At 67.6% G+C, this 12,076-nt stretch carries 12 protein-coding genes and 1 pseudogene; 6 read left to right on the top strand and 7 right to left on the bottom strand.

All coding sequences use genetic code 11. The features are described from left to right. Positions 1–41: 41 nt before the first annotated feature. Both AC1DKN_RS15180 and AC1DKN_RS15175 read right to left on the bottom strand, forming a co-directional pair. Complete coding sequence (locus AC1DKN_RS15180) at positions 42–581, bottom strand: NUDIX hydrolase (protein ID WP_476860342.1); 540 nt, start codon at positions 579–581, stop codon at positions 42–44. A gap of 49 nt (positions 582–630) precedes the next feature. Beyond that, positions 631–1,110: a MarR family winged helix-turn-helix transcriptional regulator gene (locus tag AC1DKN_RS15175; protein ID WP_230008326.1), complete on the bottom strand. Its 480-nt coding sequence runs from the start codon at positions 1,108–1,110 to the stop codon at positions 631–633. A gap of 124 nt (positions 1,111–1,234) precedes the next feature. Here AC1DKN_RS15175 and AC1DKN_RS15170 point away from each other — a divergent pair, with 124 nt between their 5' ends. From AC1DKN_RS15170 to AC1DKN_RS15145, 6 genes are all read left to right on the top strand, one after another. Next, positions 1,235–2,170, top strand: a complete 936-nt coding sequence (locus tag AC1DKN_RS15170; protein WP_476871733.1) for an SDR family NAD(P)-dependent oxidoreductase — start codon at positions 1,235–1,237, stop codon at positions 2,168–2,170. A gap of 1 nt (position 2,171) precedes the next feature. Further along, positions 2,172–3,065 carry an amidohydrolase family protein gene (locus tag AC1DKN_RS15165; RefSeq protein ID WP_476857334.1) on the top strand — a complete coding sequence of 298 codons (894 nt, stop codon included), beginning with the start codon at positions 2,172–2,174 and terminating at the stop codon, positions 3,063–3,065. 7 nt (positions 3,066–3,072) lie between these two features. Beyond that, a complete protein-coding gene (locus AC1DKN_RS15160; protein WP_476871732.1) occupies positions 3,073–4,317 on the top strand; it encodes an acyl-CoA dehydrogenase family protein in 1,245 nt (414 codons plus the stop codon). 86 nt (positions 4,318–4,403) lie between these two features. Further along, positions 4,404–4,859: a MaoC family dehydratase gene (locus tag AC1DKN_RS15155; RefSeq protein WP_090952699.1), complete on the top strand. Its 456-nt coding sequence runs from the start codon at positions 4,404–4,406 to the stop codon at positions 4,857–4,859. Positions 4,860–4,905: 46 nt separating this feature from the next. Next, positions 4,906–6,291: an MFS transporter gene (locus AC1DKN_RS15150; protein ID WP_476871731.1), complete on the top strand. Its 1,386-nt coding sequence runs from the start codon at positions 4,906–4,908 to the stop codon at positions 6,289–6,291. A 42-nt stretch (positions 6,292–6,333) separates the two neighbouring features. Continuing rightward, on the top strand, positions 6,334–7,953 hold the full coding sequence (locus AC1DKN_RS15145) for an acyl-CoA synthetase (RefSeq protein ID WP_476871730.1): 1,620 nt from the start codon (positions 6,334–6,336) through the stop codon (positions 7,951–7,953). Positions 7,954–8,017: 64 nt separating this feature from the next. Here AC1DKN_RS15145 and AC1DKN_RS15140 read toward each other — a convergent pair whose 3' ends face one another. The 5 genes and pseudogenes from AC1DKN_RS15140 to AC1DKN_RS15120 form a co-directional block, all read right to left on the bottom strand. Further along, the gene (locus AC1DKN_RS15140) at positions 8,018–8,641 is read right to left on the bottom strand and encodes a LysE family transporter (protein WP_476871729.1); all 624 of its coding nucleotides are present in this window, start codon (positions 8,639–8,641) and stop codon (positions 8,018–8,020) included. 49 nt (positions 8,642–8,690) lie between these two features. Continuing rightward, positions 8,691–9,242: a dihydrofolate reductase family protein gene (locus tag AC1DKN_RS15135; protein ID WP_476871728.1), complete on the bottom strand. Its 552-nt coding sequence runs from the start codon at positions 9,240–9,242 to the stop codon at positions 8,691–8,693. Between the two features lie 174 nt (positions 9,243–9,416). Then, complete coding sequence (locus AC1DKN_RS15130; protein ID WP_476860337.1) at positions 9,417–9,869, bottom strand: hypothetical protein; 453 nt, start codon at positions 9,867–9,869, stop codon at positions 9,417–9,419. A gap of 128 nt (positions 9,870–9,997) precedes the next feature. Continuing rightward, on the bottom strand, positions 9,998–10,813 hold the full coding sequence (locus tag AC1DKN_RS15125; protein WP_243180592.1) for a methyltransferase domain-containing protein: 816 nt from the start codon (positions 10,811–10,813) through the stop codon (positions 9,998–10,000). Positions 10,814–11,123: 310 nt separating this feature from the next. Beyond that, a pseudogene (locus AC1DKN_RS15120) lies at positions 11,124–12,076 on the bottom strand (lamin tail domain-containing protein); the annotation flags it as partial.

Here is a 12,076-nt window from a genome sequence, read left to right as displayed (position 1 = left end):
GCTGGCCCCCGCGAAGTATTACAAAAAATGTCAACTGACTTTTAGTTTTTGTCATGCCCGGGCCCGGGTGCGGCCGGCTCCAGCCCGAGGTGCCGGACCAGCGCGTCGAGGACCGGCAGCTGGCCCTTGACCAGCCTGGACCGGGCTGCGGGCTCGGCGGTCCATTCCGCGCGGTCGATCTCGGGGAAGCTGCCGATCGTGCCGGATCCCCTCGGCCACTCCAGCTCGAAGGTGTTGCTCACGATGCGTTCGGGCCGGAAGTCCGCTTCCGCCGTGAAGACCGTGATGATCTTGCCGGAGGGCTGGCGGAAGTCGCCAAGCCGGTGGTAGTCGGCGGCGGGTGCCGGTGTGCCGATTTCCTCCGTGAACTCGCGGTGCGCGGCCGCCAGGGGGTCCTCGTCGGCGAGGTATTCCCCCTTGGGGATGGACCAGCCGCGGGAGTCCTTGCGGGCCCAGAACGGTCCGCCCATGTGGGCTATCCAGAGCTCAAGCTGCGGTGTGCTGCCGGATGGCGGCGCCCCGCCGGGCGGTGATGCACCCCTTAGCCGGTACAGCAGAAGGCCGGCGCTGCGAACGGTCATGGCTCCCTCCTGCCCCAAGGGTATTCCCGCGGCGCTTGAGCGGCCGCGATCAGGCCGCCGGTCCCCACAGCGCCTTGCGGAGCAACCCCTTGAGGGTTGCGATCTCCGGGGCGCTGAGGCCGGCCAGGGCGGCGGATTCCGCGTCACGCGCCGCGGCCTCGGCCCGCCGGAAGAGGGCTTCCCCCTCCGGGGTCGAGGAAACAATCTTGGCGCGCCGGTCCAGCTTCCCGGGCGCCCGGATCACCAGCCCGCGCTTCTCCAGCTCGTCGATCAGGGCGACAATCTGGCTCGGGTCCAGGCTGAGGAACTCGGCCATCTCCCGCTGGGTTGGTTCCAGCCCGCTGTTGGCCAGGGCCAGCACCGAATAGGAGCGCTCCTTGAGATCGAACGCGGCCAGGGCGCGGTTGTTCAGGACCGACCCGCCGGCATGCAGCTTGGCCAGCAGGAAACCCGCGTCCAGGCTGATGGTTGCCGCCGTGAGCTTCTCCGCAGGCTCGGTGCCCGGCTCGTCGTCAACTTCGGTCGCCATGCCCAACTCCAATAGTCCAAAAAATAAATCGTTGACTTTTTCAACTATCCATATTTTCATGGATACAGAACAGCATCCCATGCCGCGGGGCCGGATGCACAAGGCAGCTAGCAAAGGAGCGGCAATGAGCCTGTCAGGAAAAGTAGCAATCGTCACCGGAAGCGGACGGGGCCTCGGCCTGGCCTACGCCCGGGAACTGGCCCGCCAGGGCGCCGCCGTCGTCGTCAACGATGTGGACGCCGAGGTCGCCGCCGACGCTGTCCGGACGATTCAGTCCGACGGCGGCCGCGCAGCCGCCGTCGTCGCCCCGGTGGGCAGCTCCGACGTCGCCAAGAAGCTCGTGCAGGCGGCCGTCACGGAGTTCGGCCGGCTGGACATCCTGGTCACCAACGCCGGCATCCTGCGGGACAAGAGCCTGCTGAAGATGACGGACGAGGACTTCGACGCCGTGATCAACGTCCACCTGCGCGGCACCTTCACCTGCGCCCGGGAGGCCTTCGGCTACTTCAAGGAGCACGGCATTCCCGGCCGCATCATCACCATCGGCTCCCCGACGGGCCAGCGCGGCAACTTCGGCCAGACCAACTACGCCGCCGCGAAGGCCGGAATCGTGGGCATGGTGCGCACCTGGGCGCTGGAAATGAAGAAAGCCGGCGTCACCGCCAACGCCGTCATTCCCGTGGCCGCCACCGCCATGACCAAGACCGTCCCGTACTTCCAGAAGGCCGTCGAGGCCGACGAGCGCGGCGAGGCGATGCCGGCCTTCTTCCGCCACGACCTCGGGTTTGGCACGGCCGGCGACGTCGCCGGGCTGGTGGCCTTCCTGGCCTCCGACGCTTCCGCCGGCGTCACCGGCCAGGCAATCGGAGCGGGCGGTGACCGGCTGCAACTCTGGACCCACCCCGAGGCAGCCGCCACCGAATACCGCGAGGGCGGCTGGGGCTACCAGGACCTCGTGGAGAACTTCGGCGCGCTCTTCGGGGACAAGCTGCAAAGCGTCGGCGAGGACTTCCTGCCCCTGCCGGCGGAACTGCAGCCCGAACCGGCGGAGGTCCGCTGACATGGCTGCCCAGCGCTACGAACCCGGCATCGACGCCGCCTCACTCGATGCGATCGACATGCACGTCCACCTCGAAGTGGACGGACACGGCCACGAGTCCCTTCCGGCAGCCCTGACCGAGGCCTCCGCCAAGTACTTCAAGGCCGAGGACCGCAGCCCTTCGCTGGACCGGATCGCCGAGGTCTACCGTGAACTGAACATGGCCGCCGTCGTCTTCACCGTCGACGCCCGGACCCAGCTCAAGCACGAGCCCAACAGCATCCCGGACCTCATTGCCGGGGCGGCGCGGAACAACGACGTCCTGATCCCCTTCGGGAGCGTGGACCCCCGCACCGGCGCCGAGGCGATCCAGGGCGCCAAGCACCAGGCAATCGACCTCGGCGCGCGCGGGTTCAAGTTCCACCCGAGCCTGCAGGGCTTCGACCCCTCCAACGAGCAGTTCTACCCGCTCTGGGAAACCCTGCAGGAACTGCGCCTGCCGGCCATCTTCCACACGGGACAGAACGGCATGGGGGCCGGGCTCCCGGGCGGGTACGGCATCAAACTGGCCTACTCCAACCCGCTCCTGCTCGACGCCGTGGCCGCGGACTTCCCGGAGCTGCAAATCATCATGGCCCACCCCTCGGTGCCGTGGCAGGACGAGGCCAACTCGATCGCCACGCACAAGGCCAACGTGTTCATCGACCTCTCCGGCTGGTCCCCGAAGTACTTCCCGGAGTCCCTGGTCCGGATGGCCAACTCGGTCCTGCAGGACAAGGTCCTGTTCGGCACCGACTTCCCGCTCATCACCCCGCAGAAATGGCTGGGCGCCTTCGCGGACCTGCCGCTGAAGGACGAGGTCCGGCCCAAGATCCTCAAGCACAACGCCGTCCGCCTGCTCGGGCTCGGTGGCTGAGGTGTCCGTGGAAACCGCGCCCCAGACAACAGCCCAGGAGCGCCTCTACGGCGTCTGCGACTACTACGACGCCGAATCCCTCCTCGCCGACGGGGAGCGGAAAGTGCTGGGGCGGCTGCGGGAGTTCCTGGACACCCAGGCCCGGCCGCTCCTGGCCGACTACTGGGAGCGCGGCGAGTTCCCGGACCAGCTCGCGCGGCCGCTGATCGATCTGGACCTCATGGAACCGGCGGAACTGACCGGCGCCCCGGGTGCGGGTCAGACACCGGCCCGGGGCATCTACCAGGGCTTCCGGATCTTCGAACTCGCCCGCACGGACGCCTCGCTGGCCACCTGGTACACGGCCCAGGCCGGGCTGTTCCGGACCGCCATCCGGGTCGGGGCCTCCGCGGAACAGCAGGCCGAATGGATGCCCAGGGTCATCGACTTCTCGCTCAAGGGCGTCTTCTCGCTGACGGAGCCGGAATCCGGCTCCGACATCGCCGGCGGACTCGCGACGACGGCCCGCAGGGAAAAAGGGCGTGAGGCCGGCCCGGACGGCGACACCTGGGTCCTGGACGGCGCCAAGCGCTGGATCGGCGGCGCGGCAACGGCCGACGTCCTTGCCGTCTTCGCCCGCGACGTCGCCGACGGCCAGGTCAAGGCTTTCCTCGTGGACCGCGAGGCGGCCGGCGTGACCCTGGAGAAGATCCACGGCAAGACCGCGCTGCGGATGATGCAGAACGCCCACATCACCCTCGACGGCGTCCGCGTCCCCGAGGCCAGGCGGCTCCACAACGTGAACTCGTTCCGGGACGTGGCGGCGATGCTGCGGGCCATGCGCTCGGACGTCGCGTGGATCGCCGCCGGCATCGCTGCAGGAGCTTTCGAAGCCGCGCTGCGCTACGTCTCCGGGCGCCGGCAGTTCGGCCGCCCGCTCGCGTCCTTCCAGCTCGTCCAGGAAAAGCTCGCCCGGATGCTCGGCAACGTCACCTCGGCGCTGTCCCTGGTGGTCCGGCTGACCGAACAGCAGGAGAAGGGCATCTACCGGGACCAGGACTCGGCCCTGGCCAAGATGCAGACCTCCCTGCTGATGCGCGAGACCGTGGCGCTGGCCCGCGAAGTGGTGGGCGGCAACGGCATCACGCTCGCGGCCGACGTCGCACGGTTCCATGCCGATGCCGAAGCCGTCTACTCCTACGAGGGAACCCACGAGATCAATGCCCTGATCGTCGGCCGCGCCCTCACCGGCCACAGCGCCTTCACCCACTGACGCTCTTTACCCGCTGACGCTCTTTACCCGCTGACGGTGTTCCGCCGTCGTTGTACACCCAAACCCAACCGCTCCAGGAGCCAAAGATGCCCAACCTCGTCGTCGACTTCGACAAACTCCTCACCCTCGCCGGCACCGACCTCGGCGCCACCGACTACCGCGAAATCACCCAGGAACAGATCAACAAGTTCGCCGACGCCACGGGCGACGACCAGTGGATCCACGTGGACCCGGAACGCGCCAAGGACGGCCCGTTCGGCGCCCCGATCGCCCACGGCTTCCTCACCCTCTCGCTCATCATCCCGTTCTGGGGCGAGCTGTTCGACGTCGACGGCGTCACCACCAAGGTCAACTACGGCCTCGACAAGGTCCGCTTCACCTCCCCCGTCAAGGTGGGTTCGCGCATCCGCATGCGGGCCACCATCGCCGAAGTCACCGAGGTCAAGGGCGGCGCCCAGATCAAGGTCGCCAACACGATCGAGATCGAAGGCCAGGAACGCCCGGCCGTCGTGGCCGAGTTCCTCGCCCGCTTCTACAAGTAAACCGCCACACCCCTTCACCATCCCCCCTCTGCCATAAGGAACAACGATGTCCCAAATTTCGCAGTTGCAGGCCATGGACGCGGGTACGCGTCGCCGTGAAGCACGGACCGTCATCGCCTCCAGCTATCTCGGCAGCACCATCGAGTACTACGACTTCCTGCTCTACGCCACGGCCGCCGCGGTGGTCTTTCCCAAGGTGTTCTTCTCCGGCGCGGACGAATGGGTGGGGGTGGTGGCCGCGTACGGGACGTTCGCCGCCGGCTACGTGGCACGGCCCCTCGGCGGCATCATCTTCGGCCACTTCGGCGACCGGCTGGGACGCAAGAACATGCTGATTGTCTCGATGCTGGTCATGGGCATCGCCTCCACCCTGATCGGACTGGTGCCCGGCGCCGCGGTGGCCGGAGCCTGGGGTGCCGTGATGCTCGTCATCCTCCGGGTCTGCCAGGGCATTGCCGTCGGAGGGGAGTGGGGCGGCGCCGCCCTCATGGCGCTGGAGCATTCGGAATCGGGCAAGCGCGGCTTCGCGGCTTCGTTCGTCAACGCCGGCGCCCCCACCGGCGCGGTGCTGGGCACCCTGGTCATGGGCGCGTTCGCGGCCCTGCCCAACGAGCAGTTCCTGGCCTGGGGCTGGCGCGTGCCCTTCCTGCTGTCCTTCGTCCTGCTGGGCATCGGCATGTTCGTCCGGCTCAAGGTCTCCGAAAGCCCCATCTTCAAGGCGGCACTGGAACAAGAGAAAGCCGAGCGGGAACAGGCCGAACGGGACAACACCCAGCCGCGGCAGGCGGCGCAGGGCCGCGTGCCGGTGCGCCGCGAGATTCCCCTCCTGCAGGTCCTGCGCCGGCCCAAGACCCTGATCTTCACCATGCTGGCCGGCGCGGCCGGGTTTGCGCTCCAGGTGGTGCTGGCCACGTTCTCCGTGACCTACGCCGTGTCCAAGGGTGCGGACCGGCAGGGCGTTCTCTACGCCTTCGCGGCCGCCTCCTTCGTGTCCATCGCCTTCGTGATCATGGGCGGCCGGCTCTCCGACAAGCTGGGACGGCGGCCCGTCATGATCGGCGGCCTGGTGCTCTTCATCCTGTACCTCACGCCGATGTTCCAGCTCCTGTCCTCCAACAACATCGGGCTGATCTTCGTGGCCTTCGCCGTGGGCCTCATGATCCATTCCACCCTGTTCGGCCCGCTCGCGGCCTTCGTGTCCGAGCAGTTCGGCACCACATCGCGCTACACCGGCGCCTCGCTGGGCTACCAGCTCGCCACGCTCCTCGGCGCGGGATTCACGCCGGGCATCGTGGCGCAGATCTTCAAGGATTCCGGACAGGACACCGCCGCCGTGGTCTGGTACCTGGCCATCATGTCCGTCGTGTCGATCGTCTTCATCCTGCTGACGCGAGAGCCCAAGAACAACGATCTGCAGACTGTCCGGTCCTAACCAGGCCCGCCGGCGCTACCGTCTAACTAGAAAGGATTTTCCGTGGAGAATTTTGGCATCGGCTCGTGGCTGCAACGGCGCCGCCCGAAGTCGGGCACCAAGACCGCAATCATCGCCGGGGAACGCAGTCTCAGCTACAGCGAGCTCGCGGAACGCTCCACCCGGCTCGCCAACGCCCTCCGGGACCGCGGCGTAATCAAAGGCGACAGGGTGGCCTACCTGGGCGAAAACGATCCCTCCTTCCTGGAGACCCTCTTCGCCGCCGGCCTGGCAGGTGCCGTCTTCGTCCCGCTGAACACCCGGCTCGCGCCGCCCGAGATCCAGTTCCAGCTCCGGGACAGCGGCGCTGTCGTGCTGGTCCACTCGGAGGCGCTCGCGGTGCTCGCCGAACGCGGCTCGGCGGAGACCGCCGTGGGTTCGCGGATCGTCGTCGACGAGTCAACAGTGCCAGCCGAAACGGTGCCCGATCCAACGCTGCCCGATCCAACGCTGCCCGACGGCGGGGCCGACGGCGGCGCTGGCCGGGGAACCGCCGTGGAGGCGTATGAGGCCGTCATTGCGTCCGGTGCGGCGCTGGCGCCGGACGAGCCCGTGGGCCTGGACGACGCCGCCATGATCCTCTACACCTCCGGAACCACCGGAAACCCCAAAGGCGCGCTCCTGACCCACGGCAACATCACGTGGAACTGCATCAACGTGCTGGTCGATTTCGACTTTGCCTCCACCGACGTGGCTCTCATGATCTCCCCGATGTTCCACGTCGCCTCCCTGGACATGGGCGTCCTGCCCACGCTCCTCAAAGGTGGCACCGTGATATTGGAGGCCAAGTTCGATCCCCGCCGGACGCTCGAGCTGATCCAGCAGCACCGCGCAACGACTATCAGCGGGGTGCCCACGACCTACCAGATGCTGTGCGAGCACCCGGACTGGGACGCCACGGACCTCAGTTCGCTGAACAAACTGACCTGCGGCGGGTCCGCGGTGCCGATGCGGGTCCTGGAAGCCTACGAGCGGAGGGGGCTGCGCTTCTCCAACGGCTACGGCATGACCGAGACGGCCCCGGGCGCCACCACGCTGCCGGCGGCGAGGTCCCGGGACAAGGCCGGGTCCTCCGGACTGCCGCATTTCTTCACCGATGTCCGGGTGGCCGATCCCCTCGACCCGGCGTCCGGGCCCGCTGCGCCCGGAATGGTGGGGGAGATCCAGATCAAGGGTCCCAACGTCATCCACCAGTACTGGAACCGGCCCGAGGCCTCGTCGGACTCCTACACAGGGGACGGCTGGTTCAAGTCCGGAGACATGGGCTACAAGGACCCGGACGGTTTCGTGTTCATCTCCGACCGGCTCAAGGACATGATCATCTCCGGCGGGGAGAACATCTATCCCGCCGAGGTGGAGCAGGCGATCGCCGAGCTCGACGCCGTCGGAAGCGTCGCGGTGATCGGGGTGCCGGACGAGAAATGGGGCGAGGTGCCGCGGGCCGTGGTGCTGTTGCGGGAGGGCGCCCGGCTCACGGAAGAGCAGCTGCGCTCCCACCTGGAGGGCCGGCTGGCGAGGTACAAGATCCCCAAATCCGTCGTCTTCGTGGACGAGATGCCCCGGACAGCGAGCGGCAAGATCCGGAAAGCGGACCTTCGGAAGCTGGCGCCCGGCCACGTCTGACGGTGGCCCCCGGTCCCGGACGGTGAGCCGGCCGCCGGTGCCGGGACGCCGGCGGCCGCGGTGCCTAGTGGATTGCGGCCAGCAGGACGCCGACACCGACGAAGAGCCCGCCGAACGTCCGGTTCAGGAGCTTTTGTCCGCGGGCGTCGCGGGTGAAGCGCTGGAAGGACCGGGCCGCAGCCGCGAAGAAGAACCACATGACCGCCACGTCGATCACGATCACGGTAGCGGCCAGGACCACGTACTGAGGCAGCAGCGGCTGCTCCGGCCGGATGAACTGCGGCATGAAGGCCAGGAAGAAGACCACGGCTTTGGGGTTGAGCAGATTGACCCAGAGGCCACGGCGGAACATGGACAGGCCCGGCTCGTTGCGCAGGGCCGCGGCCTTCTCCTGGTCCAGGTCCGGCTTGTGCAGGAACTGCCGGATGCCCAGGTAGACCAGGTAGGCGGCGCCGGCGTAGCGGATCACGTTGAAGGCAACCGGTGAGCTCGCCACGAGCACCCCGACGCCGAGGGCCACGATCAGGATGTGCACAACGAGGGCGGCCTGCTGGCCCAGGATGCCCCAAAGGGACCGGCGGAATCCCGAGTTCAGGGAGTTGCTCATGGTGTTGATGGCGCCCGCGCCGGGAGTGAAGCTGATCAGGACGCCGGCGCCGGCCAGGGCCAGCCAAAGGGAGGGTTGCACCAGGTAAGTTTACGGTCCCGGCCGTGGCGGGTCCGATTGATGACGGGAGTCAGTCGCGGCGGAGGCCGTAGCTGAGAATCATGTTGCCTTTGCTGGTCTGCTGGGACGACTGCAGCTCCAGCCGGGTGAGGGCATCGCCGTCGTTGAACAGCCGCCGCCCGCTGCCCGCGATCACCGGATGGACGATCAGCATCAAGGTGTCGAGCAGCCCGGCGAACAGCAACTGGCGGACCAGCGAAATGCTGCTGAAGATCCCGATTTCGCCGCCGTCACTGTTCTTCAGAGCCGCGACGAAGTCTTCCAGCGGGCCCTCGACCAGGCGTGAATTTTGCCATTCCAGCTCGCCTGTCAGGGTCCGGGACGCGACAAATTTCGGCAGCGGATTGATGAATCCGGCAAAGTCCGCGTCGCTTTCGGCGTTGGGCCAGTATTCTGCCCACTGCTGGTAGCCCACGCGGCCGAGGAGCGCGGTGTCGATCCGGCCCATCATCTCGGCCATCCCGGCACCGAGCTCTTCGTCGAAGCTGTCGAATTGCCACTTGAACGGGTCTTCAACCACGCCGTCCACAGAGCAGAAAAGGCCGGCCGTCAATTTGCGCATGGGTATCTCCTTGCCGTGGGTCTCCAGTGCAGATATCTAATGCACCCTATCCGCAGACCCGGAAGCAGGGAATGGCTGCCGGCAACTCGACGGCGAACGCCCCGGAGGCCGGCTGTGCCGCCAAGGATCGCGGGCCCTGGGCGTGCAAGGGGCACGCCCAAGACCCGCTAAGGGTTAGCCGTTGGACGTGTAGCCATCCGTGGCGGTGTCGCCGGGGCCGCCATGGCCGCCGCCTGGGCCGCCCTGGCCTTCCTGGGTTGCGGTCACCGTGAAGTTCGCATCCAGCAGGACAGTGGCGCGCGTGCCGTCCGCCTTCGTGATGTGGGCTTCGTAGGTGGCGCCGTCGGCATCGGTCTCCATCCGCTCGATCGCCGCATCCGGCTGGGCGGCCTTTACCGCCGCTTCGACCTTCGTGGCGGTGTCGCCGGTGAGGACCTCCTCCGTCTTTCCGTTGGCCTGGTGCGGGCCGCGCTGGCCCCCGGTGCCATAGCCGTCGGTGGCCTGGGCCGAGGACGAGCTGCCCGTGGAATCGGCAGCCATCGCGGGGATGGCCGACGCGCCGATGGCGCCGCCGCCGATCACCGCAGCGAGCATAATGCCCGCGGTGGTCTTATTGATTCTTGCCATGCTGAAACTCCTTTGCTGGGGCCCGGAATTCCGGGCCGGCCGAGGATTCGGCCTGTACCCAGCCTCAGGCGCGGAGTTATGGCTGCACTTTCGGCGGCCTGTGCCGGTGCTGTGACCACGGCCGCCGCTCACGCCCGGGCGATGACCTCGCCGTTGGGAATCAAGAACCAGCCGTCGTCGGTGGAGCCCCACCGGTGCCAGCCCGCGGAAATCCGGGCCAGGTCCGCCTCGCTGGCCAGGCCGTACTCAAGCGCCTGGTCGGCAAAAGACGAATGCAGCACCCGCTCGCCCCACACCCGGGCCTGCCAGCGCCGCTCATGCCCAGTGGCGTAGAGCCAGTTGCTGCTGGACGGCGCCACATCCGTGAAGCCGGCGGCCTGCGCCCAGGACACGAGCCGGCGGCCGGCGTCGGGCTCGGCGCCATTGCGGCGGGCGATCCGCTGGTAGAGCTCCATCCAGTCGTCGAGTTCGGGGATGGCCGGGTACCAGCTCATGCCGTGGAAGTCGGCGTCGCGCACCGCCACTATCCCGCCTGCCTTGGCCGCCCGCCGCATCTCCCGCAGCGCCGCGACGGGGTCCGTGAGGTGCTGGAGGACCTGATGGGCGTGGACGACGTCGAAGGATTCGTCCGGGAAATCGAGGTCGTAGATGTTGCCGGCGGCAAAGCCGACATTGTCCACGCCGCGCTCGACGGCGAGGGCCGCGGCCTGGGCGATGATGTCGGGGGAGCGGTCCAAGCCTGTGACCCTGCCCGGCGCCACCAGCTCCGCGAAGTCGCAGGTGATGCTGCCAGGCCCACAGCCGACGTCGAGGACGGAGGTCCCGGGCATCAGATGCGGGAGCACGAACGCTGCCGAGTTTTCCGCCGTGCGGGAGGCATGGGCGCGGACCACCGACTCGTGGTGGCCGTGCGTGTACACATCGTCAGGCTGCTGCGCACTCATAATGGAACGCTACCCTCCCTCGCCCGGAAAAGGGTGGACCCCCAACCACCGCCATTCCCGACAAGTGCCGGGGTAGCGCAGCGATGAGGCAGGCCCCGCCCAGACGGTGGGATTGGATCTGGGCGGCCAAGGCAGGGCATGCACGTGGGGCCAGCCGCCCAGGCGGCGCCAACGCTGCACCACAGCTTTCCATTCCGAGGGAAGGCTTCGAGCTGCAAATCGGGCTGGCTCCTACGCCTTGATCCGCACCGGCAGGTAGAAGCAGTGGTTTCTGACCGTTTATTTTGGCGGCCGGATCCATCTACCGTCGTCAAACGACTACTGCTGTGGCGGTGGAGGTCTTCGCGGTGGTGGTGTAGCCGGTCTTGGTTCCGGTGACGGTGACGGTGAGGGTCTTGCCCGCTTGGGCTGCGGCGGGTTTGTATGTTGTGGCGGTCGCGCCGGTGATGGCGACGCCGTTGGCTTTCCACTGATACGTCAGGGTCACCGGTGATGGTCCCCAGGTTCCCGGGACCGCGGTCAGGGTCGAGCCGACCTTAGCCGTGCCAGTGATGGTCGGCACCGGCGCTACGAGCGAGCCTTTCGCGACCACTGCCGTGGCGGCGGAGGTCTTCGCGGTGGTGGTGTAGCCGGTCTTGGTTCCGGTGACGGTGACGGTGAGGGTTTTGCCGGCGTCGGCTGCAATTGGCTTGTATGTTGTGGCGGTCGCGCCGGTGATAGCGACGCCGTTGGCTTTCCACTGATACGTCAGGGTCACCGGTGACGGTCCCCAAGTCCCAGGGGCCGCGGTCAGGGTCGAGCCGACCTTAACCGAGCCCGTGATGGTCGGCACAGGCGCTACGAGGGAGCCTTTCGCGACTGCTGCTGTGGCGGCGGAGGTCTTGGTGATGCTGGGGTACCCGGCCTTGCTCCCGGTTACTTTCAGAGTGATTGTCTTGCCGTAGTCGGCGGCAAGCAGGGTGTAGGCCTTCCCTGTCGCCCCCGTGATGGCGGTTCCGGAGCGGAACCACTGGAAACGCAGTACGTCCGGCGTGGGCGACCAGGTTCCAGTCACCGCTGTCAGGGTCCGGCCCACCTGGGGAGTCCCGGAGATGCCTGGTACAGGAGTTGAGGACCAAATCCAGCCCATGTTGAGGGTGTAGGTCTTGCCCCAGCTTGCCCAGCCGCCGCTGTAGCCATAGATCTTGATGTAGGCGCGGCCAGCAGAGAGGCTGATTTGTTGGCTGGCGAGCCAGGTACCGTCAGCGGCGGAGCCGTCGAGGT

This window comes from Arthrobacter sp. 01N444 (genome assembly GCF_056399305.1).
This window is presented reverse-complemented; position numbering and strand designations above follow the sequence as displayed.